The 24,805-nt window shown below is 71.8% G+C and carries 21 protein-coding genes and 2 riboswitches; of the genes, 11 read left to right on the forward strand and 10 right to left on the reverse strand.

Going from position 1 to position 24,805, the window contains the following annotated elements; all coding sequences use genetic code 11:
- Positions 1-2: 2 nt before the first annotated feature.
- Genes moaA through I847_RS0120295 form a run of 3 tightly spaced genes read right to left on the reverse strand, consistent with a single transcriptional unit; the run spans position 3 to position 1,989 of the window.
- Positions 3-1,079 (reverse strand): GTP 3',8-cyclase MoaA, encoded by a 1,077-nt coding sequence (gene moaA / locus I847_RS0120285; RefSeq protein WP_034611377.1) that lies wholly within the window; start codon positions 1,077-1,079, stop codon positions 3-5.
- Positions 1,076-1,492: a molybdenum cofactor biosynthesis protein MoaE gene (locus tag I847_RS0120290; protein WP_028051166.1), complete on the reverse strand. Its 417-nt coding sequence runs from the start codon at positions 1,490-1,492 to the stop codon at positions 1,076-1,078. The genes moaA and I847_RS0120290 overlap by 4 nt, the downstream gene beginning before the upstream one ends.
- Positions 1,489-1,989 carry a molybdopterin-binding protein gene (locus I847_RS0120295; RefSeq protein ID WP_034611380.1) on the reverse strand — a complete coding sequence of 167 codons (501 nt, stop codon included), beginning with the start codon at positions 1,987-1,989 and terminating at the stop codon, positions 1,489-1,491. The genes I847_RS0120290 and I847_RS0120295 overlap by 4 nt, the downstream gene beginning before the upstream one ends.
- A gap of 262 nt (positions 1,990-2,251) precedes the next feature.
- Here I847_RS0120295 and I847_RS0120300 point away from each other — a divergent pair, with 262 nt between their 5' ends.
- From I847_RS0120300 to I847_RS0120325, 6 genes are all read left to right on the forward strand, one after another.
- Positions 2,252-3,055 carry a hypothetical protein gene (locus tag I847_RS0120300; protein WP_028051168.1) on the forward strand — a complete coding sequence of 268 codons (804 nt, stop codon included), beginning with the start codon at positions 2,252-2,254 and terminating at the stop codon, positions 3,053-3,055.
- Between the two features lie 52 nt (positions 3,056-3,107).
- Positions 3,108-3,203: riboswitch (glycine riboswitch) on the forward strand.
- A 236-nt stretch (positions 3,204-3,439) separates the two neighbouring features.
- Positions 3,440-6,379: an aminomethyl-transferring glycine dehydrogenase gene (gcvP, locus tag I847_RS25070; RefSeq protein WP_034611455.1), complete on the forward strand. Its 2,940-nt coding sequence runs from the start codon at positions 3,440-3,442 to the stop codon at positions 6,377-6,379.
- Positions 6,376-7,524, forward strand: a complete 1,149-nt coding sequence (gene gcvT, locus I847_RS0120310; RefSeq protein ID WP_231384310.1) for a glycine cleavage system aminomethyltransferase GcvT — start codon at positions 6,376-6,378, stop codon at positions 7,522-7,524. The genes gcvP and gcvT overlap by 4 nt, the downstream gene beginning before the upstream one ends.
- 39 nt (positions 7,525-7,563) lie before the next feature.
- Complete coding sequence (gcvH, locus tag I847_RS0120315; RefSeq protein WP_028051170.1) at positions 7,564-7,938, forward strand: glycine cleavage system protein GcvH; 375 nt, start codon at positions 7,564-7,566, stop codon at positions 7,936-7,938.
- Positions 7,939-8,218: 280 nt separating this feature from the next.
- Positions 8,219-8,452, forward strand: coding sequence for a helix-turn-helix transcriptional regulator (locus I847_RS0120320; protein ID WP_028051171.1), 234 nt, complete (start codon positions 8,219-8,221; stop codon positions 8,450-8,452).
- Positions 8,453-8,531: 79 nt separating this feature from the next.
- A complete protein-coding gene (locus tag I847_RS0120325) occupies positions 8,532-8,963 on the forward strand; it encodes a (deoxy)nucleoside triphosphate pyrophosphohydrolase (RefSeq protein WP_028051172.1) in 432 nt (143 codons plus the stop codon).
- Here the strand turns inward: I847_RS0120325 and I847_RS0120330 are convergent.
- The 6 genes from I847_RS0120330 to I847_RS25990 form a co-directional block, all read right to left on the reverse strand.
- Positions 8,941-10,080: a MalY/PatB family protein gene (locus I847_RS0120330; protein ID WP_034611457.1), complete on the reverse strand. Its 1,140-nt coding sequence runs from the start codon at positions 10,078-10,080 to the stop codon at positions 8,941-8,943. The two genes, I847_RS0120325 and I847_RS0120330, sit on opposite strands and share 23 nt — an antisense overlap.
- 62 nt (positions 10,081-10,142) lie before the next feature.
- Positions 10,143-12,464, reverse strand: a complete 2,322-nt coding sequence (gene metE, locus I847_RS0120335) for a 5-methyltetrahydropteroyltriglutamate--homocysteine S-methyltransferase (protein WP_028051174.1) — start codon at positions 12,462-12,464, stop codon at positions 10,143-10,145.
- A complete protein-coding gene (locus tag I847_RS25075; protein WP_051275123.1) occupies positions 12,461-13,507 on the reverse strand; it encodes a methylenetetrahydrofolate reductase in 1,047 nt (348 codons plus the stop codon). The genes metE and I847_RS25075 overlap by 4 nt, the downstream gene beginning before the upstream one ends.
- Positions 13,508-13,564: 57 nt before the next feature.
- Positions 13,565-13,659: riboswitch (SAM riboswitch) on the reverse strand.
- A gap of 74 nt (positions 13,660-13,733) precedes the next feature.
- On the reverse strand, positions 13,734-13,949 hold the full coding sequence (locus I847_RS0120345; protein ID WP_028051175.1) for a hypothetical protein: 216 nt from the start codon (positions 13,947-13,949) through the stop codon (positions 13,734-13,736).
- 203 nt (positions 13,950-14,152) lie between these two features.
- Positions 14,153-14,782 carry a DNA-3-methyladenine glycosylase I gene (locus I847_RS0120350; protein ID WP_081681193.1) on the reverse strand — a complete coding sequence of 210 codons (630 nt, stop codon included), beginning with the start codon at positions 14,780-14,782 and terminating at the stop codon, positions 14,153-14,155.
- The gene (locus I847_RS25990; protein ID WP_051275124.1) at positions 14,779-16,032 is read right to left on the reverse strand and encodes a TetR/AcrR family transcriptional regulator; all 1,254 of its coding nucleotides are present in this window, start codon (positions 16,030-16,032) and stop codon (positions 14,779-14,781) included. Before I847_RS25990 ends, I847_RS0120350 begins: the two co-directional genes overlap by 4 nt.
- 82 nt (positions 16,033-16,114) lie before the next feature.
- Between I847_RS25990 and I847_RS25090 the strand changes: the two genes are divergently transcribed.
- Positions 16,115-17,020: a daunorubicin resistance protein DrrA family ABC transporter ATP-binding protein gene (locus I847_RS25090; RefSeq protein WP_034611384.1), complete on the forward strand. Its 906-nt coding sequence runs from the start codon at positions 16,115-16,117 to the stop codon at positions 17,018-17,020.
- Positions 17,017-17,793 carry an ABC transporter permease gene (locus tag I847_RS0120365; RefSeq protein ID WP_028051177.1) on the forward strand — a complete coding sequence of 259 codons (777 nt, stop codon included), beginning with the start codon at positions 17,017-17,019 and terminating at the stop codon, positions 17,791-17,793. The genes I847_RS25090 and I847_RS0120365 overlap by 4 nt, the downstream gene beginning before the upstream one ends.
- Before the next feature lie 116 nt (positions 17,794-17,909).
- On the opposite strand, the gene hrpA is transcribed toward I847_RS0120365, so the two are convergent.
- Entirely contained in the window at positions 17,910-22,043 is a 4,134-nt protein-coding gene (gene hrpA, locus I847_RS0120370; RefSeq protein WP_028051178.1) for an ATP-dependent RNA helicase HrpA, read from the reverse strand.
- A 146-nt stretch (positions 22,044-22,189) separates the two neighbouring features.
- On the opposite strand from hrpA, the gene I847_RS0120375 reads away from it, so the two are divergent.
- The 3 genes from I847_RS0120375 (at position 22,190) to I847_RS0120385 (ending at position 24,805) form a co-directional block, all read left to right on the forward strand.
- Complete coding sequence (locus tag I847_RS0120375; protein ID WP_028051179.1) at positions 22,190-22,675, forward strand: aminoacyl-tRNA deacylase; 486 nt, start codon at positions 22,190-22,192, stop codon at positions 22,673-22,675.
- A 250-nt stretch (positions 22,676-22,925) separates the two neighbouring features.
- Positions 22,926-24,377: a DUF4157 domain-containing protein gene (locus tag I847_RS27255; RefSeq protein ID WP_051275125.1), complete on the forward strand. Its 1,452-nt coding sequence runs from the start codon at positions 22,926-22,928 to the stop codon at positions 24,375-24,377.
- Entirely contained in the window at positions 24,374-24,805 is a 432-nt protein-coding gene (locus tag I847_RS0120385) for a hypothetical protein (RefSeq protein ID WP_028051180.1), read from the forward strand. Before I847_RS27255 ends, I847_RS0120385 begins: the two co-directional genes overlap by 4 nt.

Below are 24,805 nucleotides of genomic sequence, written 5' to 3' on the forward strand. Positions count from 1 at the left end.
GGTCAGCCGCCGATCGCGCTCATCGGGCGGTCGGGCTGCAGGAACGACGGGTCGTCGATGTCGTGCCCAGCCTTCTTACCGGCCAGGCAGCGGCGAAACGCCTCGGCGAGCGCCGCGTCGACATCCGCAGGAACGGGTGCTGGACGGGGTGCGGCCTGCGTTCCGATGCGCATGGCCTGTGCGGGTCCGACGCCGATCTCCGCACCGTCAGGTGGCGGCGAGCCGCGCAGCAGCGACCGGACGTCGGTCTCCGTCTGCGAGAACAGGCACGCGCGCAGCTGACCGTCAGCGGTGAGCCGCAGTCGGTCGCACGCGCCGCAGAACGGTGCGGTGACGGACGCGATGACGCCGACGGTCGCGGGGCCGCCGTCGATCGTCCACAGCTCGGCCGGTGCGGCACCCCGACTGGGCACCTCGGTGAGCGTGAAGGCCGACCGCAGAGACGCCAGGATCTCCGCCTGCGTCACCATCTCGGCGCGGTCCCAGGTGTGCCCGGCGTCCAGCGGCATCTGCTCGATGAACCGCATCTGGTACCCCCGTTCGACCGCGAACCGGGTCAGGGTGACCACCTCGTCGTCGTTGACCCCTCGCATGGCGACCGCGTTGATCTTCACGGGATGCAGCCCGGCCGCGTCCGCGGCGGCGATCCCGGCCAGGGTCTCGACGAGCTTGTCGCGGCGCGTCAGCTGCAGGAACTTCTGCCGGTCGAGGGTGTCCAGCGAGATGTTCACGCGGGAGAGGCCGGCATCCTTCAGCGACGACGCCAGTCCTGGCAGGCGCAGCGCGTTCGTGGTGAGCGACACCTCCGGCGACCCTGGCAGGGCGGTGAGCCGACGGACCACGTCGACGATGTCGACGCGCAGCAGCGGCTCGCCGCCGGTGAGCCGGATCTCGGTGATCCCCAGGGAGACGCCGACCCGGGCGACGTGCACGATCTCGTCGGTGCTGAGCATGGTCGAGCGTGCCAGCCACGGGACGCCGTCCGCGGGCATGCAGTAGGTGCAGCGCAGCGAGCAGCGGTCGGTCAGCGAGATCCGCAGGTCGCGGTGCTCGCGCCCGAACCGGTCCACCAGGCTCATGTCATCCCCACCCAGACGTGCGTCCCGTCGTCGAGGACCTCACGCTTCCATATCGGCAGCTCGGCCTTGACTCTTTCGACGAGCGCGCGACACACGTCGAACGCCTCTGCCCGGTGCGACGTGGCGACCGCCGCGACGATCGCCGCCTCCCCGACCGCGAGGTGCCCGATCCGGTGGCTGACCGCGATCCCCAGCACGTCGTCGTCCTCGTCGAACGCTGACACGATCCCCGCCAGGACCGTGGCCACGTCGGGATGCGCCGAGTAGTCGAGCCCGACGACCCGTCCCGACACCGACGGGTCGTGATCTCGCACGAGCCCGACGAACGTCGCGACCGCACCGGCCCGCGGTCCGCTGACGTGTTCCACGTGAAACGCCAGGTCGAGGGGCTCGTCGACCACCTGGGCGATCATCGGTGGTCACCGCCGCGCAGCTGGTCGAGGAGATGCGGCAGCAGCGGCAGCAGCACGTCGAGGCCCTCGGACACCCCGCCGGGAGACCCGGGCAGGTTGACGACGACGGCGCCGTGCGCCGTGACGCCGGCCAGCCCGCGGGACAGCACGGCCGTCGGGACGCTGGCCGAACCGGCACGCCGGAGCAGCTCCGGGATGCCGTGCAGCTCCTGCGCGAGCAGGGGTCGCGTGCCCTCGGGCGTCCGGTCACGAGGCCCGACACCGGTGCCCCCCGAGGTGATCACGAGGCGCGCGCCGTCGTCGACAGCCGCCCGGAGCGCACCCTCGACGGACTCCGCGCCGTCGGGCACCACGACGACGGGATCGACCGCGTAGCCGCCCGCCTGGAGCCGCCCCGCGGCGAGGGGCCCGGACCGGTCGGCTCGCGACCCCGCCGCAGAACGGTCCGAGACCACGACGACGACCGCACGGACACGGTCGGTCGTCGAGGAGCTCACCGCGCCAGCCTATCGAGCGCGCGAGGGACGGGCCTGCGCCGAGCAACCTGATCGAGCGACGAGGCGAGGTGCTGCGGGGGCCGGGAAGCAGGCCGACCGCGTGGCTTCTGTGGCAACCGAGTGACCGTGCGGCCGGGGCCGGGCGGAGCGACCGGGACCGGACATGCGCGCGGTCCGCTGTCGGTACTCTCCCTGCGCGGGCTGTGCTCGCGTCCGTCGGGGTGCTGACGGAACAGGACGCCGCAGAGGCCGAGGAGCCACGATGACCAGCGGGAACCAGGACCAGCCGGCGGCGGGATACCCGACGCAGCCGTACGCGACCCAGCCCTACGCGACGCAGCCGTACGCGACCCAGCCGTACGCGACCCAGCCGTACGCGACCCAGCCGTACGCGACCCCGGTCCCGCCGCAGGGCTATCTGCCGCCCGACCGCGCCTTCCACGAGGCCGCGCTCGACGCGATGCACCGCAAGGCCGACCGGCAGGTGCTCATCCTGCGGTGGGTGCTGATCGGTGCGGCGATCCTCTACATCCTCCTGCGTTCGGGTGGCGAGAGCGGACCGGTGATCCTCGCGGTCGTGGCCGTGCTCGTGCCGCTCCTGATCGGCGTGACCACGCTGGTCAGCCGGAGCGTCACGGGCGGGCGCCACCGTGCCGTGGTCGCCGCGCGGCCGGGCGTCGAGGTGATCGAGGTGTGGGGCGCCCGTGGCCTTCGAGCGGCGCTGAGCGCCGCCGGCGTACCCGCCACGAAGGTGCGCAAGAACGCGGCGACCGGTCTCTCGATGGTGCTCTTGGACCAGGGCGTCGAGCTGTGGACGGGTCGAGCGTCGAACGCGGCGGTGCTCATGCTGCTCCCGTGGTCGGCGGTGGTCGCGGTCGACGAGTCGCGCGGCTCGATCACCAACGACGGCACCCGGGCGGCGGTCATGCTGGTCACGACCTTGGGACAGCGCCTCCTGCTCGTGCCGCGCAGCCGTCCGGAGGGTGGCCGCGTGGTCAAGGTCCCGCAGCTGCGCGCCATCGTGGGTCGGCTCGAGGCGCTGCGGCTCCGTGCGGTGGGACGCTAGTCCGTCCACCAGTTCCGGCAGGTAGGCTGAGCGCACAACTTCACACGCTGCTCGAACCGCGGCGGGAGAGCTCCCGCGCACGACGGCGGGGCGCCGAAGGAGCAATCCTCCCCGGGAATCTCTCAGGCCCCTGTACCGCCACGGCGAGGCAACTCTGGAAAGTGGACCGGACGGTCCCACCGACGGTGCAAGCCGGCATCACGAACGCCGGCAAAACTCTCAGGTCGCACGCAGGTGCGGATGACAGAGCGGGGAGCCCACCCACCGTCCCGGTGTCCACCGGGCGACCCATGCGGAGCAGCCGTGACCGACTTGCAGTCTGCCGTCCAGAAGACTCCCGTCCTGCACTTCGACGCGTCCGGTGACCTCGTCGCCGCGACCCGGGTGGAGCACACGCCCGCGGCGGAGGACTTCGCGGACCGGCACATCGGTCCGCGCGGCCCCGAGACGGCGCACATGCTCTCGGTCGTCGGCTACGACAGTCTCGACGACCTGGTCGATGCGGCCGTCCCCGCGAGCATCCGCACGGACCGCCCTCTCGACCTCCCGGCGGCGCGCTCGGAGGAGGAGGTGCTGGCGGCGCTGCGCACGATCGCGGGCCGCAACCGCGTGATGACGCAGATGATCGGGCAGGGGTACTCGGACACGATCACGCCGGCCGTCATCCGCCGCAACGTGCTCGAGTCGCCCGCCTGGTACACGGCGTACACGCCGTACCAGCCGGAGATCGCGCAGGGCCGGCTCGAGGCGCTGCTGAACTTCCAGACGATGGTCACCGACCTCACCGGCCTGGACATCGCGAACGCGTCGCTCCTCGACGAGGCCACGGCGGTCGCCGAGGCGGTCGCGCTCATGTGGCGCGGCGCCCGCGGCAAGGCCGGGACCGTCGTCCTCGACCAGGAGCTCTTCGGCCAGTCGCTGGCCGTCACGATCGGCCGGGCGGAGGCGATCGGCCTGCCCGTCGTCGTCGCCGACCTCACCGACGGGCTGCCCGAGGTGGAGGGTGACCTGGTCGGCGTCGTCCTGCAGCAGGTGGGCGCCTCAGGACGTGTGCGTGACCTGAGCAGCGTCATCGCGCAGACCAAGGCGCGCGGCGGGCTCGTCACGATCGCGGCCGACCTCCTCGCCCTGACGCTCCTCACGAGCCCCGGCACGCTCGGTGCCGACGTCTCGGTCGGGTCGGCGCAGCGCTTCGGCGTCCCCCTGTTCGGCGGCGGACCGCACGCGGCGTTCATGGCGGTGCGCAGCGGGCTCGAACGAAGCCTGCCGGGCCGCCTCGTCGGGGTGTCGATCGACGCCGACGGCGCCCGCGCCTACCGACTCGCCCTGCAGACCCGTGAGCAGCACATCCGCCGCGAGAAGGCGACCAGCAACATCTGCACCGCGCAGGCGCTGCTGGCCATCACCGCGTCGATGTACGCGGTCTACCACGGTCCCGACGGCCTGCGCGCGATCGCCGAGCGCGTGCACCGGTACGCCGAGCTCACCGCCGAGCTGCTCACCGAGTACGGCGTCACGGTCGAGCACGACTCGTACTTCGACACGATCCGCACGGTCGTCGTGGGCAAGGCCCGTGAGGTCGTCGCGCAGGCGGCCGAGCGGGGCGTGAACCTGTGGGCCGCTGACGACGACCACGTGCAGATCGCGTGCGACGAGCGGACCAGCCCGGAGCACGTCCTGTCGGTCGTGCAGGCGTTCGCCGACGCGGGCACGACGACGATCGAGGCGACGGACGGGCACTACGACATTGCTTTCGTCGGGCCGGGTGCTCCCCGCGGGCGATTCGACGACGAGACCGGCGCGCTCGTCGAGACCGCCGGGCTCCGCGCGAACCTGCGTCGCACCGACGGGTACCTGACGCACCCCGTCTTCCACGTGCACCGCTCCGAGACGGCCATGCTGCGCTACCTGCGCCGCCTCTCGGACAAGGACCTGGCCCTCGACCGGACGATGATCCCGCTGGGCTCCTGCACGATGAAGCTCAACGCGACGGCCGAGATGGAGCCGATCAGCTGGCCGGAGTTCGCGACCATCCACCCCTACGCGCCGCTCGACCAGACCCTCGGGTACGCGGAGCTGGTCACGCAGCTGCAGGACTGGCTGGCGGAGATCACCGGGTACGTGGCGGTGTCGGTGCAGCCGAACGCCGGCTCGCAGGGCGAGCTCGCTGGGCTGCTGGCCATCCACGGCTACCACGCCGCCCGCGGCGACGAGCGGGACGTCTGCCTCATCCCGGCGAGCGCGCACGGCACCAACGCGGCGTCGGCGGCGCTCGCGGGCATGCGCGTGGTCGTCGTCGCGACCGCCTCGGACGGGTCCATCGACCTCGACGACCTGCGCGCCAAGCTGGACCAGCACGGCCCGCAGGTGGCGGCGATCATGATCACGTACCCCTCGACGCACGGCGTCTACGAGGAGGGTGTGCGCACCGTCTGCGATCTCGTGCACGAGGTCGGGGGCCAGGTCTACATCGACGGCGCGAACCTGAATGCGCTCGTCGGCCTGGCGCGGCCGGGCGAGCTCGGCGGCGACGTCTCGCACCTCAACCTGCACAAGACGTTCTGCATCCCGCACGGCGGCGGCGGTCCCGGTGTCGGACCGGTCGCCGTCGCAGCGCACCTGGCGCCCTACCTGCCGGGCGACCCGACCCCGAACGCGACGAACGACGGCACGGCACCCGTGAGCGCGGCGCCGTGGGGCTCCGCGGGCATCCTGCCGATCAGCTGGGCGTACGTGGCACTCATGGGCCCGGACGGGCTCCGCACCGCGACCGAGGTGGCCGTGCTCGCGGCGAACTACCTGGCCACGCGCCTGTCGGGGCACTACCCCGTGCTCTACACCGGCCCGAACGGCCTGGTCGCCCACGAGTGCATCCTCGACCTGCGCGAGATCACCAAGGAGACCGGCGTGACCGCCGAGGACGTCGCCAAGCGGCTCATGGACTACGGCTTCCACGCGCCGACGCTCTCGTTCCCGGTCGCCGGCACGCTCATGGTGGAGCCGACCGAGTCCGAGGACCTCGCGGAGATCGACCGGTTCGTCGAGGCGATGATCGCGATCCGTGGGGAGATCGACGCCGTCGGCGCGGGCCGCTGGTCGCTCGCCGACTCCCCGCTGCGCAACGCACCCCACACGGCGGCCAGCCTCACCGCGGACGAGTGGACGCACGAGTACCCGCGCGAGCTCGCCGCCTTCCCCGTGGCCGCGCTGCGCGAGGGCAAGTACTGGCCGCCGGTCCGCCGGATCGACGGTGCCCACGGCGACCGCAACCTGGTCTGCAGCTGCCCGCCGATCGAGGCCTACGTGGACGGAGCGGGAGCATGAGAGACGAGACGATGGAAACGCTCAGCCCCCTGCACGACGAGCACGTCGCCCTCGGCGCCGCCCTGACCAGCTTCGCCGGGTGGCAGATGCCGCTGCGGTACACGTCCGACATCGCCGAGCACGTCGCGGTGCGCACGACCGCCGGGCTGTTCGACCTGTCGCACATGGGCGAGATCCGCATCGGCGGCCCGGACGCCGCGGCGTTCCTCGACTACGCCCTCGTCGGCAACCTGTCCGCCCTCCGGTTCCAGGGTGCGCGCTACACGATGATCTGCGCGGAGGACGGCGGGGTCGTCGACGACCTGATCGTCTACCGCGACGAGCAGGACGCGTTCCTCGTCGTCGCGAACGCCTCGAACCACGAGGTCGTGCTCGACGAGCTGAGGCAGCGCGCGGCCCGGTTCGCCGACGTCACGGTCGAGGACCGCTCGCCGCAGACCGCCCTCATCGCGGTCCAGGGGCCGAAAGCGCTCGAGATCCTGAGGGCGACGGACGGGCTCGACGAGACCGGCGGCGACATCGGCGAGTCCAAGTACTACGCCTGCCTGCCGGCGACGTTCCAGGGCGAGCCCGTCCTGGTCGCTCGCACGGGTTACACCGGTGAGGACGGTTTCGAGTTCTTCCTCGACGCCGCGCGCGCGCCCGCGCTGTGGCGCGCCTTCCTCGCCGCGGGTGCCGACCACGGGCTCGTCCCGGCCGGTCTGTCCGCGCGCGACAGCCTGCGCCTCGAGGCCGGGATGCCGCTGTACGGCAACGAGCTGGACCGGTCGACGACCCCGCAGGACGCCGGTCTGGGCCGCGTGGTCAAGCTCGACAAGGTCACCGCGGACGGCGGACCGCTGCCCTTCGTCGGCCGCGCAGCCCTCGAGGCACGGGACGCCGCGACGCCCACCAAGGTGCTCGTCGGGCTCGAGGGACTCGGCCGCCGGGCCGCGCGGCACGGCTACCCGGTCACGCTTCCGGACGGATCGCCGGTCGGTGTCGTCACGTCCGGGGCGCCGTCCCCGACCCTCGGCCACCCGGTCGCGATGGCCTACGTGACCCCGGAAGTAGGCGCCCCAGGCACCGAACTTGCCGTTGACGTGCGCGGACGTCTCGAACCAGTTCGCGTCGTGCCCCTTCCCTTCTACCGCCGAGCCCGGTAAACCAAGCACTAGGGTTCGACCACCCTGACAGGAGCACCTATGAGCACGGATCTGCCCATCGACCTGCACTACACCGTGGAGCACGAGTGGCTGCAGGACGGTTCGCCGTCGACCATCGGCATCACCGCGGTTGCCGCGGATGCGCTGGGCGACATCGTCTACCTCGAGCTCCCGGCAGTCGGCGCAGAGCTCGTCGCGGGCGCTGTGGTGGGCGAGATCGAGTCGACCAAGTCGGTGTCTGAGCTGTTCTCCCCGGTCTCCGGGACCGTGATCGAGATCAACCAGTCGGCGATCGACGACCCCTCCGTCGTCAACTCAGACCCGTACGGTGCGGGCTGGCTCCTCAAGGTCGACGTCACGTCGACCGGACCGCTTCTCACGTCCGACGAGTACGCAGCGCAGAGCGCCGGCTGATCGTCGGCCGCACGGCCGGGTTACGCAGGTCGTCCCAATTGGCTGGCATTGTCCTAGCCCGTTCGGGTGAAACCTGGGTGCCCGCCACACGTTCGGCGTATCAGGGTGCCGATGCGACGTTCATTGTGAGTGGTTAGCGCGATCGGCATGTCGGGGGGGAACCCAACATGAAGAGTTGGCAGAAGTGGCGTCATGGCTCACGAACTGCCCTCTCTCATCCGGTACGCAGCCAAGAGCGTGACCCGGACGTCCCGGGACACGCAGCACACCGGAGGACATCATGAGCATGGTGGAGACGAGCAGGACCGTCGGAGTCTCGAACGACGCATTGACGCGTCGTGAGCGGGTCGTTCTGGCCGAGCTGGCCGAGGACGTGACTCTGGAGGAGATCGCCACGCGTCTCTTCGTCACGCGCAACACCGTGAAGTCCCAGGTGCGCAGCGTGTACCGCAAGATCGGTGTCTCGACGCGCGCCGAAGCCGTCGCCTGGGCCGTGGCCCACGGGATCCGCTGATTCCGCCCGCGACAGCTTGAGCAACCAGGCTGTCGCGTCCCTGCCCGCCCCGTAGACCGGGGCCTGGCAGACTCACCGCATGAGCTCACCCGTACTCGTCGTCGCCGCCGCGATAGTGGACGATCTGGACGACCCGCGTGAGTTGCTGGCCGCGCGACGTGCTGTCCCGGCCCGCTTGGCAGGCCGATGGGAGTTCCCCGGCGGCAAGGTCGACCCGGGTGAGCAGCCCGAGGACGCGCTGCACCGCGAGATCCGTGAGGAGCTCGGGGCGCGGATCGGGCTCGGGGACGAGCTCGTCGGGCCTGACGCAGGCGTGTGGCGCCTCTCGGACGAGTACGTGATGCGCATCTGGCTGGCCGAGGTGGTCGAGGGGACCCCGGAGCCGCTGCAGGAGCACGACGAGCTCCGATGGCTACCCGTCAGCCAGTGGCACGACGTGCCCTGGTTGGACGCGGACATCCGCATCGTCGACGCGCTGCAGGCACACCTCAGCCAGGCCGGACACCGCTGAGCGCGGTGTGCAGTCGGGCGACCGCCTCCGTGAGGATCGCCGACGACGTCGCGACGTTGAGCCGGACATGGCCCGCGCCCTCGACGCCGAACGTCGCGCCCGGATTCACCGCCAGACCTCCGTCGAGCAGCACGCGGGCCGGGTTGTCGGCGAACTCGGCGAGGTCCAGCCACGCGAAGTAGGTGGCCTCGGGCGGCTCCCAGGTCACCAGCGGCGCCAGCAGGCCACGCAGGAGCCTCCTGTTGTGCGCCAAGCCGGTGAGCACCTCGTCGAGGAAGGCGCCGCCCTCCGCGTACGCAGCCGTCTGCGCGACGGCGCCCAGGTGCATGACGCCGTCCGCGACGGGCTTGGCCAGGTCCGACACCTCCGTCGCTTCCGGGCCCGGGACAGCGACCGCCACCCGGAGGGCCGCCAGGTTGAAGGCCTTCGAGGCGGAGTGCAGGGCGATCGCGTCGGGGATGACCGTCGTGGCGGGGACGAAGCGGCTGCCCGACTCCGGGACGAGCGGTGCGTGGACCTCGTCGGAGACCACCCGGACCCCGTGCCGCGCGCTGACCACGCCGAGCGCAGCGAGCTCGTCGGCGGTGTGCAGGGTTCCCGTCGGGTTCTGGGGGTTGCACAGCAGGTACGCGGCACGGCTACCGTGCGTCTTCGCCCGGCCGAACGCGTGGTCGAGGGCGTCGAGGTCGAGGCGTCCGTCGGCGCCGAGCGGCGCGTGCAGGATGCGTCGGTCGGCGTGCTGCAGGAACTCCGTGAACGGCGGGTACACCGGCGGGCTGATGACGACGGCGTCGCCGGGGCCGGTGAGCAGGCGGACGACCTCGAGCAGTCCCACCATGACGTCGGCGGCCGTGCGCGTCCGCGCGACCGGGACGTCCCATCCCCACCGCTGCGCCGCGAAGCCGGCGAGCGCCTCGGCCACCGAGTGGTCGTCGTCGCTCGGGTACCCGGTGTCGCCCCGGTGCATCGCGTCGTGCACGGCCCGGACGACAGGCTCGGCCTGCGGCACGTCCATCTCGGCGACGAACAACGGCAGCACGTCGGCCGGGTAGTGCCGCCACTTCATGCTGGTCCGCGTGCGGAGCTGGTCCAGGGTCAGGGAGTCGAAGATCGTCACGTGGACGACCGTAGACGCACCGACGGCCCCGTCCACCGGACGGGGCCGTCGTCGTGCGGACGTCAGAGCGTCGCGCGGACCTTCTTCGTCGCCTCGATGATGTGCGTCAGCGACGGGGCGACCTCCTCGTAGCGACGGGTCTTCAGGCCGCAGTCCGGGTTGACCCAGAGCTGGTCCACCGCGATGGCCTTGACGGCCTCGGTGAGCAGCTCCTCGACCTCGGCCTCGCTGGGGACACGCGGCGAGTGGATGTCGTAGACGCCCGGGCCGACCGCACGCGGGTAGCCGGCCGCGGCGATGTCGCCGAGGATCTCCATCTTCGAGCGGGCCGCCTCGATGGACGTGACGTCGGCGTCCAGGCCGTCGATCGCGCCCATGATCTGGCCGAACTCGGAGTAGCAGAGGTGCGTGTGGATCTGCGTGTCCGCACGCACACCCGCCGTCGACAGGCGGAACGAGCGCACCGACCAGTTGAGGTAGGCGGCGTGGTCCTCGATGCGCAGGGGCAGCAGCTCGCGCAGCGCGGGCTCGTCCACCTGGATCACGGCGATGCCGGCTGCCTCGAGGTCCTGGATCTCGTCGCGCAGGGCGAGGCCGACCTGGTTGGCGGTGTCGCCGAGCGGCTGGTCGTCGCGCACGAACGACCACGCCAGGATGGTGACCGGGCCGGTGAGCATGCCCTTGACCGGCTTGGCGGTCAGCGACTGCGTGTACGCCGTCCAGTCGACGGTGATCGGCTTGGGCCGGGAGACGTCGCCCCACAGGATCGACGGACGCGTGCAGCGCGAGCCGTAGGACTGGACCCAGCCGTTCTGCGTCACGGCGAACCCGTCGAGGTTCTCCGCGAAGTACTGGACCATGTCGTTGCGCTCGGGCTCGCCGTGCACCAGCACGTCGAAGCCGATCTCTTCCTGCAGCTCCACGACGCGGCGGATCTCCGCCTTCATCTCGTCGTCGTACTGCGCCTCGGTGAGCTCGCCCTTGCCGAACGCGGCGCGCGCCTTGCGGATCTCGCCGGTCTGGGGGAAGGAGCCGATGGTCGTCGTCGGCAGCGGCGGCAGGTTCAGACGAGCAGCCTGGGCGGCCTTGCGCTCGTCGAACGGACCGCGGTTGAACTCGTCCTCCGTCAGGGCGGCCGCGCGGTCGCGGACCGCGGGGACGACCACGCCGGGCGCGGTGCGACGGCTGTTCACGGCGTCCGTGGCCGTGAGCAGCTGCTCGTGGATGGCCTCGCGACCCTCCGTCAGACCCTCGGCCAGCGTGACGACCTCGGCGACCTTCTCGTCGGCGAACGCGAGCCAGCTCTTCAGCGTGGCGTCGAGCGACGGCTCGTCCGTCGTCGTGTGCGGGACGTGGAACAGCGACGTCGACGTGCCGACGGTGACTGCGGCGGCGCCGAGACCCTCCAGCTGCTCCAGGATCGCCAGCTTGGCGTCCAGGTCCGCGCGCCAGATGTTGTGGCCGTCGATCACGCCGGCGACCAGCGTCTTGGTCTCCAGGCCGGCAACCTTCTCGGTCGGGGCGTGCCCCTTCACCAGGTCGATGCCGATGGCCTCGACGTCGGTCGCCGCGAGCACGGGCAACGCCGCACCGAGGTCGCCGTACGGCGCGGCGACGAGGATGGCGGGGCGGTCTGTCAGGTCCGTCGCCAGGGCGCGGTACGCCTCGATGACAGCCGCGAGCAGCTGCTCGGCCGGCACCTCGATCGAGTCGGAGACGAGCGCCGGCTCCTCGAGCTGGACCCAGGTGGCACCCGCGGCGGCGAGGTCCTTCAGGAGCTCGGCGTAGACGGGCAGCAGGTCCTCCAGGCGGTCGATCGGCGCGAAGTCGTCGGGCGCACCCTCGGTCGCCTTGGCCAGCGCGAGGTAGGTGACCGGGCCGACGATGACCGGCCGAGTCAGCACGCCGTCCGCCAGCGCCTCCTTGAACTCGCGCACCGGGCGGTCGCTCGCGTAGCGGAACGTCGTCTCCGGGCCGATCTCCGGGACCAGGTAGTGGTAGTTGGTGTCGAACCACTTGGTCATCTCGAGCGGCAGGTCGTCGCCGCGGCCACGTGCCACGGTCGAGTAGCCGGCCAGGTCGAGCGAACCGTCGGCGCCCACGACGTCCGCGAAGCGGGCGGGCACGGCACCTACGACGGCCGTCGCGTCGAGCACGTGGTCGTAGAACGAGAACGCGCTCGGGATCGCCGGGACGTCCGTGGCCAGGCCGAGCTCGGCCAGGCGGGTCCGGGTCCGACGACGCAGGTCAGCGGCGACAGCCTCGACCTCGTCGGCGGTCGACTTGCCGGCCCAGAAGGACTCGATCGCCTTCTTGAGCTCGCGACGCGGGCCGATCCGGGGGTAGCCGAGCACGGAGCCGGCGGGGAACGGGGTCTTGGTCATGGTGTCAGTCCCTCGAGGGTCGGGCGGTGTGCCGTGACCTGCGGCCCGCTGGCCAGGTCGGGAGCTGTCCGAGCTCCGCCGTCGAGGTGTGCACCCTCGAGCAGGTCAAGTACGGCATGGTGCTGGTTGAACGTGTACAGGTGGACGCCGGGGGCACCGCCGTCCAGGACGCCGTTGACGAGGTCGACGCTCGCGCGGATTCCCCGGCGGTGGCGGTCGAGCTCGTCGTCGGCGGAGCCGAGCAGGTCGAACAGTCTCTCAGGCACCGGGACCCCGGTGAGCTCCTGCACGCGAAGGAGGCGGGCCGGGTCGGTGGTCGGGATGATGCCCGGGATGATCGGGATGGTCACGCCGGCGTCGCGGGCCTCCGCGACGATGCCGAGGTAGTCGTCGGCGTCGAAGAAGACCTGGGTGATGGCGAAGTCGGCGCCGGCCTCCTGCTTGGACAGCAGCGACGCGACGTCCTGAGCGCGCGTCCCGCCGGTGGCGTGGTTGCCGCGCGGGAAGGCCGCGACCGCGACCGAGAGCGGACGGACGCGCGCGCGTACCGCCTGCGACGGGCTGTCGGCGCACCGCTGGGCCTCGATGTGGCGGAGCAGCTCGACCAGCTCACCGGCCGTCTGCAGGCCGTCGGGGTGCGCCGCCCAGTCCGTCTGGTCCACGGGCGGGTCGCCGCGCAGCGCCAGGAACGAGCGGACACCCTCGTCGAGGAACTCCTCGACGATCGTGGCGATCTCCTCGCGGGAGGTGCCCACGCAGGTGAGGTGTGCGATGGGGTTGAGCGTCGTCTCCCGCAGCAGCCGGCTGACCAGCTGCCGGGTGGTGACGCGCGTCTTGCCCGAGGCCCCGTAGGTGACGGAGACGAAGTCGGGGTGCACCGCCTCGAGCGCCCGGACCGTGGCCCACAGGCGGGGTGCGGCGTCGGGGTTGCGCGGGGGGAACAGCTCGAAGGAGATGGTCGGCCGGTCGTTGGCCGTGTGCTGGCGCGCTGCGGGGGCGACGTGCAGCCCGGGCGCGCGGGGTTCCAACGCTGCGGCGCTCACGGGAGCACTCGCAGCAGGGGTCGTGCGTCACGGCGGTCGGTCGGGGACATCTGGTTCACTCCATCGAACCTGGCGGAAGCACCCACACCCATGTCGATGGGGGGTTGCTGCGGCGTCGTCGAGCCAGGTCTCTCGGCCGCTCTGGATGGTAGCCGCGATGGTAGACCGCCGACCACATGCTGGGCAACCATGCTCGATCGGTGAGACAAGATCGTCCGTGGGTGTGTCAGACCCTGCGACGTCCGCCGAGGGAGTTGTCGTCGCGCCCCTGGCGCTGGCTGGGGACGTCGAACCATCCCGTCGGCGACCCCGCGGGCACGAGCCGCAGGCCGTCCTCGACGGCGGCGAGGATCTCAGGGCCGGGGAGAGCCGTTCCGGTGAACGCCTCGGCCGCGGCGAGCACGTCGTCGTGCCGCCGATCGGGTTCGATTGCGTCTGCCATCCACGGCACGATAGTCGGCCGATTCTCACGGGCCGAGATGGCGCGTGGCGTGTCACCCGGCAGGAGTACGGATCTCACCCGTGGGTCACGGCACGTCCCGGCACGAGTCGTCACGAGGTTCACCGGAGGTATCCGGGCGTCCTGACTGGTCAGACGTCCAGCTGGATTCGTACACGCGCGCGACGAGGAGCCAGACGCGATGACTATGCGCGACGAGCGGTCGGGCAGGTGGCGAGATGGTCGTCCACGACCCCGCAGGCCTGCATCGCCGCGTACGCCGTCGTGGGTCCGACGAACCGGAAGCCCAGCGACTTGAGCTCCTTGGCGAGCGCCTTGGACTCCGGCGTCATCGACGGGACGTCGCTCCAGCTCGCCGGCCGTACCCAACCCGTGCGGTCGGGGCGGTGTGACCACAGGACGTCGTCCAGGGAGCCGCCCCCCGCGTGCAGCGACCGCAGCGCGCGGCCGTTCGCGATGGTGGCCTCGATCTTGGCGAGGTTGCGGACGATCCCGGCGTCGGCCATCAGGCGGGCCACGTCGGCGTCGCCGAACTCGGCCACGACCTCCGGGTCGAAGTCCGCGAAGGCGGTCCGGAACGCGGGGCGCTTGCGCAGCACCGTGATCCACGCGAGCCCGGACTGGAAGCCCTCCAGAGCGATGCGCTCGAAGAGCACGCGCTCGTCGTGCACCGGGCGCCCCCACTCCTCGTCGTGGTACTGCTCGTAGAGGGGGTTGCCGTCGCCGAAGCACCGGCCGTCCGTGCCGGTCGCCACAGGGACAGCCGGCACAGAGGCGGGCGGGGCTGGGTCGGGCGGGGTGTCGATGATCGTCATGCCCCGAGTGTGACCGCTGGATCCGACACGTCGGCAGTCATCCCCGGGGCGCTCGACGTGGTCTGGGGCTGGGGTCGGCTGGCCGCCGTCGCCGCGATCAGCTGCGCGATGCCGTCGAGGATCAACTGGGTTCCGAAGTCGAGGGTGCCCTGGTCGACCGAGTCCCAGCTGAACGCCCCGGCGTCGGCGGCGCGCACCAGCGCGGGGTGCGTCGCCGACGTCGTGAGCAGGCCGATGAGGGTGCCGAGGTCCGGCGCGTCGCCGTCCGAGGAGCCGACCGCAGCCGCGCGCGCCTGCGTCGTGAGCTGTTCGCTGACCCGCAGCTGGTCGAGGGCGTGCGTGGCGAGCACTCCGATGGCCCCCGTCTTCTGGAGCTCGGTCAGCGGGGTGTCCTCCAGCGCGGCGAGCATGCCCTCCATCCACGCCAGCCGTCCGGGTCCGATCGCGTGCAGCATGGTCGTCGTGCGGGCGAGCCACGGGTGCGCGCGCAGGACCGGCTGCTGGACCGAGAGCAGGAACTCGAGGCGCTCCCGCCAACCGCCGAGCTCGGGTCCGGTGGCCGGCGGTCGTCCCGCGGCTCGGTCGGACATGAGGCTCAGGACCTCGTCCTTGGAGGAGACGTACCGGTAGAGCGACATCGTCGTGAACCCCAGCGACTCGGCCAGGCGGGACATCGAGACCCCGTCCAGACCCTCGGCGTCGGCCAGGGCGATGCCGGCGTCGGCGATCTGCTCCAGCGACAGCCCCGGACGGGGACCGGGCCGGCCGACCGCCGGCGCGCGCCAGAGCACGGCGATGCCGGGTGGCAGGTCGGCCGGCGGCGGAGCATCACCTGAGGCGGGGGCCGTCGACGCCGCGACCCGGACCGCCTGTCGACGGGCCTTCTCCGCGTCCCGAGCTGCTCGTTGCTGCGCGAGCGACGCGGTGCGCTCAGCCCGCTCGGCCTCCCGGAGCCTGGTGGCGGCCTCCCGCGCCGCGTCGCGCGCCTCCCGCTCGCGGCGCTCCCGATCCTCGCGCTCCGCCTTCTCCCGGTCCCGGACGCGCCTGTCGGCGTCACGCTGCCTGCGCTCCGCTGCCCTGGCCGCGTCGCGCTCCGCCTTCTCGTGGTCGCGGCGGGCACGCTCCGCCTCCTTGGCCTCGGCGCGCTCGGCCTTCTCCCGGTCGCGACGAAGCGCCTCGGCCTCCCGGCGGGCCTCTTCCGCCTCACGAGCAGCCGCCCCCGCGTCCTGCGTTCCCTCGACGTCGTCCACGACACCTCCTTGACCGCCGATCCTACAAGTGTGTATGAAGTACACACACAGTTTACGGCATACACAAACGAGAGGAACTGTGATGACCGCACCCATCGTCGTCGCACGGGGTCTGCGCAAGTCCTACGGCGACCTCACCGTCCTTGACGACGTCGACCTGGACGTCGGACACGGGGAGGTGCTCGCGCTCCTCGGGTCGAACGGAGCCGGCAAGACCACGATCGTCCGCATCCTGGCCACGCTCCTGAAGCCGGACGCCGGGACAGCGCACGTCGCCGGCAAGGACGTCGTCAGCCAGGCGGCCGACGTCCGTGCCGCGATCAGCCTGACCGGGCAGTTCGCGGCGGTCGACGAGCTGCTGACCGGCGTCGAGAACCTGCGGCTCATGGCCCGCCTGGCACACCTCGGCAGGCGCGAGGTCCGCACCCGGAGCGACGATCTGCTCGAGCTCTTCGACCTCGCCGACGCGGGCCACCGCGTGGTGAAGACCTACTCCGGCGGCATGCGTCGGCGGCTCGACCTGGCCGTCGGTCTGCTGGCCCGCCCGCAGGTCGTGTTCCTCGACGAGCCCACGACAGGGCTCGACCCGCGCAGCCGCAACGGTCTGTGGGACGTCATCCGCGAGGTCGTCGCGACGGGGACGACCGTGCTGCTGACCACGCAGTACCTCGAGGAGGCCGATCAGCTCGCCGACCGGATCGCCGTCCTCGACCACGGCCGGATGATCGCCGACGGCACCGCGACGGAGCTCAAGCGGGCCGTCGGGTCGGCGCACGTGTCGCTGGTGCTCCGCGACGGAGCGCGTGAGCGGATCGCCACCGACGGGTCCGTGCCGGACGTCCGCCGGATCCTCGCCGACGTCGAGCGCCGAGGCGTCGACGTCGACGCCTGGGAGGTCCTCTCCCCCACGCTCGACGACGTCTTCCTGACGCTCACCGGGCGACCGACCGAGCCCGCCGACGAACTCGTCCTCCAGGAGTCCCGATGACCACCACGACGACCCCCGCCCTCGGCTGGGGAGTGCACGACACCGCGTCGCTCATCTGGCGCTCCGTCCGCCGTTCCGTTCGCCAGGTCGACACGATCCTGCTCGCCGTCCTGCTGCCCGTGATGCTGCTGCTGATGTTCGTCTACGTGTTCGGCGGCGCGCTCGACGCCGGCATGGACTACGTCGACTTCGTCGTGCCCGGCATCATCTTGCTGACCGCCGGGTACGGATCGGCGAACACCGCGGTCGATGTCGCCACGGACATGACCGGCGGGATCATCGACCGCTTCCGCTCCCTGCCCATCCGCGCGACGGGGGTGCTCACGGGGCACGTCGTGGCCTCCATGGTGCGCAACGCCGTCTCGACGGCCCTCGTCATCGGGATCGCGTTCGTCGTCGGGTTCAACCCGAGCGCGTCGGCGCTCGACTGGGCGGCCGCGCTCGGACTGATCGCGCTCTTCGTGCTCGCGCTCACCTGGATCGCCGTGACCATCGGCGTCGTCGCCTCCGGGCCCGAGGCGGCCAGCGGCTTCACGTTCCTCATCCTGTTCGTCCCGTACGTGTCCTCGGCGTTCGTGCCGCCGGAGTCCATGCCGTCGGTCCTGCAGAACATCGCGACGTACAACCCGATCACGCCGCTGTCCGACACGCTGCGCGGGTTGCTGCTCGGGCAGCCGGTCGGGGACGCGTGGCAGGCGGCCGTGCTCTGGTGCGTCGGGATCTTCCTGGTCGGTCGCGTCGCGGCCGGGCTGCTGTTCCGCCGGTCCCGCTGAACGGCGCGCGTACCCGACAGCCCGGTCGAGCGGCGCAGGCGGCGACGATTCAGAGGATCCGCCGACGAAGGCCCGGCGGATCCTCTGATTCTTGTGGGGGTGTGGTGGCGGTGGGATCAGGCCCCGGCCGCGAGGGCCTTCTTGATGCGGGTCGTCGAAACGGGTGCCGGAGTGCCCAGCTGCTGGGCGAACAGGCTCACGCGCAGCTCCTCCAGCTGCCAGCGGACGTCGTCCACGGGCAGGCCCTTCTCGACCGCGTCGTCGTAGTCGGCCTCGACGTCCTGCACCTGCCAGGCCAGGTCGGCGTCGCGCTGCGGGTTCTCGGCGGCCTTGAGCAGCCGGTGCCGGGCCGCCCGCAGGTAGCGGGTGAGGTGCGGGAGCCGGTCCGCGCCCACCTCGCTGACGAACCCGTCGTGCACGAGCCGTCGGGCCTGCGCACGGATGTCCTGCGCAGTGGCGAGGAGCGCGAGGCTGGACCGACCGCGGATCTCCGCGTCGAGCTCGCGCTCGGCGGTGAGCACCGAGACGAGGTCGCCGACGATGGCGTGCACCGTGTCCTCGAGGCCGTCGCGGACCTTCGAGCGCAGGGCGCCGTAGCTGCCGGCGTCTCGGACCTCGGGTCGTGGGCCGATCAGTCGGTCGATCGCGGCGAGCTGCACGTCGGTGACCAGAGCGTCCGTCGTGGTGTACGGGCTGGACGCGAGCGTCAGCGCCTGCGTTCCGTTCCAGCGGCTCGTGATGCGCGCGGTGGCCAGGCCGACGTCGAGCAGCAGGAGCCGCCGCAGCCCGCGGTGTGCGGCGGCGGGGCGCTGCGACTCGTCGGCCAGCGACCGGACCGCGACCGTGCCGCCCTTCTCCTCGACCAGCGTCGGGTACGCGCGCACCGTGCCCGCCTCGAGGACGTCGGGCAGCTCCGGCAGGTCGGCGGGCCAGGTGCGCAGGCCGGTGCGGTCGAGGGAGACGAGCGGTTTCGCGACGGAGGCGGGCGCGGCCGCTGCGACGCGAGCCGGCGTTCCCGCGACGGTCGTCGGGGTCGGGACCGGTGCCTTCCCTGAAGCGCGCGCCTCTTCCATGGCGGCCCGGACGGCCGTGCGCACGGCGTCGTCGACGGCGGACTGCGTCTGCTGGGCCAGCCGGCGCTGCAGGACCAGCAGGTCCTTGCCCTCGTCGACCACTCCCCCGCGGTCGCCGACCACGCGGAACGTCATGCGCAGGTGCGCGGGCAGGCGGTCGTCGTCGAACGCGTCGTCGGGGACGTCGACGTCACGCAGCGCCTTCACCGCTCGTCGGAACACCTCCCGGAACGACGGCGCGGCGTCCCCCGCGCGGACGGTGTCCTCCCAGTCGGCGGTGTTCTCGGCCATCCAGGCGACCACGGACCTCGCGACATCAGGCGCCGGGACCAGCTGGACGCGCACCGGCTTGGGCAGCGAGCGGATGGTGGCGGTGACCAGCTCCTCACGCAACCCGGGCACCATCCAGCCGAACCCGTCGGAGGTCAGGCGCGCGAGGGTGGTCAGGGGGATGTGCACGGTGACCCCGTCGGCCTCGGTGCCCGGCTCGAACTGGTAGGTCAACGGCAGCCGCAGGTCGCCCTGCGGCCAGCGCGACGGGAACGCGGACTCGTCGATCGCCCCGGCTTCTCCGACGAGCAGCTCTCGGGTGAAGGACAGGAGGTCGGGGTCGTCGCGACGCGCCGTCTTCCACCACTGGTCGAAGTGCCGGGCGGAGACGACGTCGGACGGGATGCGCTCGTCGTAGAACGCGTAGAGCGTGTCGTCGTCGACCACGAGGTCCCGTCGTCGGGCCCGGGCTTCCAGACCCTCCGCCTCGGCGAGCAGGCGCCGGTTCTCGTGGAAGAACTGGTGGTGGGTGGTCCACTCGCCCTGGACGAGCGCGTGCCGGACGAACAGCTCACGGGCGTGCTCGGGATCCACGCGCGCGTAGAGCACGCGCCGGTTGGTGACGATCGGGACGCCGTACAGCAGGACCCGCTCGAACGCCGTGGCGGCACCCTGCTTGGTCGACCACGCCGGTTCGGAGTATGTGCGCTTCACCAGGTGCGAGCCGACCTCCTCGGCCCACTCCGGCTGGATGCGCGCGACGTCGCGACCCCACAGCCGGCTCGTCTCGACGAGCTCCGCGGCCATGATCCACGCGGGAGGCTTCCGCGCGAGGCCCGAGCCCGGGAAGATCGCGAACCTCGCACCCCGGGCGCCGAGGTACTCGTTGCGCGGGCGGTTCTTCTGGCCCCGGCCCTGGTTCTTCGAGGGAGCCGCGACCTCCGTCGCCTCCTGCATCCCGATCTGGCTGAGCAGGCCGGCCAGGATGGCGACGTGGATGCGGTCGCCGTCCCAGGTCAGCTTGAGGCCGTCCTCCTCCATGGGCTGACCAGCGGCATTGACGACGATCCCCAGCGGCTTGGCCAGCTCACGAAGCTGCGTGACGACGTCCTGCCACTCGCGGATGCGCAGGTAGTTGAGGTACTCCGAACGCACCTGCCGCCGGAACGCGGACCCGGACAGGTCCCGCTGCTGGTCCTTGAGGTACTGCCAGAGGTTCAGATACGTGAGCAGGTCGCTCGTCGGGTCGGCGAACCGGCTGTGCGACAGGTCCGCCTTCTCGCGCTCCTCGGCCGGGCGCTCGCGGGGGTCCTGGATGGACAGCGCGGCGGCGATGATCATCACCTCGCGGGCGACGCCGCGACGACCGCCCTCGACGATCATCCGCGCGAGCCGCGGGTCCATGGGGAGCTGCGCGAGCGCGCGGCCCGTCGGGGTGAGAGTCGCTCCGTCGAGCGCCCCGAGCTCCGTCAGCAGCTGGACGCCGTCCCGCACCGCACGCGTGTCGGGTGGGTCGACGAACGGGAAGTCGCCGATCTCCTCCGGGGTCGCCGCCACGCCGACGGCGATCATCTGCAGGATCACCGACGCGAGGCTGGTCCGCAGGATCTCCGGTTCGGTGTACTCGGGACGCGCGTCGAAGTCGTCCTGGCTGTAGAGGCGGATCGCGATGCCGTCGGCCACGCGACCACAACGGCCCGACCGCTGGTTCGCCGACGCCTGCGAGATCGGCTCGATCGGGAGCCGCTGCACCTTCGTGGCCTTGGAGAACCTGCTGATCCGCGCGGTGCCCGGGTCGACGACGTACCGGATCCCCGGCACGGTCAACGAGGTCTCTGCGACGTTGGTGGACAGGACGACGCGCCGACTCTGGTGCCGCTCGAACACGCGGTGCTGCTCGGCGGCGGACAGCCGGCTGTAGAGCGGGAGGAGCTCGACGGCGTTCGGGCTTCGCGGATCCGTGACCCGGGTGCCCAGGGAGGACCGCAGCGCGTCCTCGGCGTCCCGGATCTCCCGCTCGCCCGACAGGAACACGAGGATGTCGCCGGGCCCCTCCAGCATCAGCTCGTCGACCGCCTCGGCGATGGCCGTCATCGGGTCGCGGTCGTCCGCCTTCTTGCGCTGCCCCTCGACGGCCTCGGCGACCAGCGGCCGGTACCGGATCTCGACGGGGAACGTGCGCCCGGTGACCTCGACGACGGGAGCGGGGACGCCACCCTGCGCGAAGTGCCGCGCGAACCGGTCCGAGTCGATCGTCGCCGAGGTGATGACGACCTTGAGGTCGGGCCGCTGCGGCAGCAGGCGCGTCAGGTACCCGAGGATGAAGTCGATGTTCAGCGAGCGCTCGTGCGCCTCGTCGATGATGAGCGTGTCGTAGGCCCGCAGCATGGGGTCGCGCTGGATCTGCGCCAGCAGGATGCCGTCGGTCATCACCTTGACCAGCGTCTCCTCGGACGACGTGTCCGTGAACCGCACCTGGTACCCGACGATGCCCCCGAGGGGTGCGTCGCCCGCGATCTCCTCGTTGATCCGCTCCGCCACGCTGCGCGCCGCGATCCGCCGCGGCTGCGTGTGGCCGATCTGGCCGTCGCGCCCACGGCCGAGCGACAGTGCGATCTTCGGGATCTGCGTCGTCTTGCCCGACCCGGTCTCGCCCGCGATGACCACCACCTGGTGGTCTCGGATGGCCGCGGCGATCTCGTCGCGACGAGCGCTGACGGGCAGCTGCTCCGGGAACGTGATCGGCGGGACGACGACCGCCCTGCGGACGTCGGCTGCACGCGCTCGGCGAGCGGCGGCGCGGCCGTCGTCGGGCCGCTGCGGTGCGCGCGAGCCGCCCCGCCGTCTCGGGGGTCGCCGACGCCCGGACCCGGACGGGCCAGCAGGGGCGGGGGACGGCGTGCTCACGACGTCCCATCCTCCCAGGTGCACCGGAAGCGGTGCGCGCTGATTGCTCAGGGCGCCGCGGAACCTACCGTGCACAGCGCCGGGGCGCGTGCCGGCTTTCCACACCGGTCATCCGGACGAGCAGCGCCGGTCCTACAGTGGCCCGCATGAGCGAGACGGCCGCGAGCGAGGGCGAACGCCGGGCGCTGGCCGCCCTGGAAGCCTCCGAGATCACGTTCGAGATCACCAGGCACGGTCCGGTGTCGTCGCTGCAGGAGGCGGCGGCGGCGCGTGGCATCGACCCGGCCGGGATCGTCAAGACGATCGTCGTGCGTCGTGGGGACGACGACTTCCTGTTCGTGCTCGTGCCCGGCGATCGCACGATCTCCTGGCCCAAGCTGCGCGCGCTGCTCGGCGTGACCCGGCTGTCGATGCCCGACGCGGACACCGCCCGCGAGGTGACCGGCTACGTGCGCGGCACCATCACGCCGTTCGGGTCGCTCGTCGAGTGGCCGGTCGTCGCGGACTCGCGTGTGCCGCTGCGCACGGTGTCGATCGGCGGTGGAGCGCACGGTGTCGCGGCGAACGTGGACGGCGCCGAGCTCGCGCAGGTGCTCAACGCGACCGTCGCGGACGTGACCGAACCGGAGTGACGCCGACCGATCCGGAGCAGCGCCGACCGGATGACATTGCTTGCCCCGCACGTCAGCCACCGAGGATGATCGCTTTCGACGCCTATGACCGTTCTCCCCCTGCGAGAATCGCTGTGCGTCGGTCGGGGGGACTCGTGAGGCCGTCGTTGCGCATGTCGTCGGTGGGGCGACGGTCGTGACGGCCCGCCACAGGCTCGCAGAGAAACCACGGCAGCCCGAGGAGGCCGTCGTTGCGCCGGCCGCGCGTGCCGTGACCGGCGCAGGAGCCGGCGCGTGGGGACTGTCCGGACTGACCGGCCCGGTTCGGCGGTCGGTCGACGAGGCCGACGTCCTGGGCGGCACCGTGGCGGCGCCGGAGACGGCGTCGGCGTTGTCACGCCTCTCGGGAGCAGGTTCGCCGCTGCCGGACTCCGTCGCGGGACAGTTCGGTGAGGCGATGGGTGCCGACCTCAGCGCGGTGCGGATCCACGACGACCCGGAGGCGGACCGGATCTCGCGCTCGATGCAGGCCACGGCCTTCACGCACGGGAACGACGTCTACTTCACGCAGGGCGCCTACTCCCCTGCCACCGCGGGTGGTCAGCGGCTCCTGGCCCACGAGCTCGCGCACGTCACCCAGCAGCAGTCCGGAGTCCAGCGGTCCGCCTCCGTGTCCGGCCCGGTCATCGGGCTCGCGGCAGACCCAGCCGAGGCGGACGCCGACGCCATCGCCGACTCGGCCTTGGAGCGGCTCAGGCAGCACGCCTCCGGTCTGTCCGCGCGCCCGGCGGTGGCAGAAGCGCGGGTCGGAGGTCTCGAGCCGCTGCGGCGCCAAGCCGCACCCGCTGGCGGGAGCGCCGTGCTGCGACGGAAGATCGTGATGCTCGGGAAGGCTGCCGCGGACAAGGTGGAGGTCGCGACCGACGAGGAGGAGGCCGAGGCACGCGCCCTCGTCGACGAGCTTCTCGACACCTACGGCATCGACCTCTCGTCCGCGACGACGGTCGCCGCGATCGACCGCGAGTACAAGGGCGAGGCGAGCAAGCGGGTTCGCAACAAGGTCAAGGAATCGGTCTGGCAGGTCAAGGAGCTGCGGGCCATCCGTGACGCCGCCGTGCACTACGGCCCGATCCTGGGCGCGGAGCGCGAAAAGTCGTCGCAGGCCGGCCGGGCTCAGGGCCTGACGACGGTCGGCAAGGTGAACACGTCGATCGACGACGGGAAGCTGGACCCGGACACGCAGGCCGAGACCTTCAGGAAGAAGAAGAACGTCGGCCTCTTCGACTCCGCCACCGACGACGTCGTGAACGAGTTCGCGCGGGCGGGCAGCGCCAAGGCCGACAACGCGACGACGCTCGAGGCCATCGCGATCCACGAGATGGCCCACGCGCTGATCCAGCCGAGGCAGCTCAAGCGCTGGGTCTCGAAGATGAGCTACTGGCTCGACGAGGACACGCCGAGCGGGAAGAAGGGCGCCGAGGCGCCGCCGACCGGCTACGGCAAGTCGACGGCGGCGGAGGACCTGTGCGAGTCCGTGGCGGTGTTCTTCGTCAACCGTCCGAAGCTCAAGGCTGACTGCCCCAAGCGCGAGGCGTTCGTCGCGGCCGTCGTGGCAGGGTGGACGCCCAAGGCCAAGGCCGAGGCCATCGAGACCGCAGCGTCCGGCAAGGGCACCGAGCCCGCGCCGAGCGGCGACAAGCAACTGGTCGGAGCCGCCAAGTGAAGTCCCTCGACGAGCTGCTGGACCTGCGCGGCGCAGATCTGACCTCGGTCGCGGCAGCCCTGGACGTCGATCCCGGTCAGCGCGAAGGAATCACCGGCTACCAGGGTCTCGAGGACGTCGACGCGATCGACGCGCCCGACGGCACCCGGATCATCGCCCGCGGCGACGCCCTGGTGCTCGTCTACGTCGGTCGTGCGGCCCTGCCCGCCGGTCTGACCAGCGCGGCGCTCGTCGACGCCGTCGGGTCGGCCGGCAAGGCCCTGCGATCGCGTCAGGGCAAGCAGGCCCAGCTGCACGTCGTCGCGAAGAAGGGCATCGCCTGGTCGGAGAGCGACGGTGAGGTCGGCTTCGTCGAGATCTTCCCGCCGACATCCTTCGACGACTACACCCGCGACATCTACGTCGAGCCGGCCAAGCGCGTGCGCTGA

Source organism: Cellulomonas sp. URHD0024 (genome assembly GCF_000426185.1).
Taxonomy (GTDB): domain Bacteria; phylum Actinomycetota; class Actinomycetes; order Actinomycetales; family Cellulomonadaceae; genus Cellulomonas.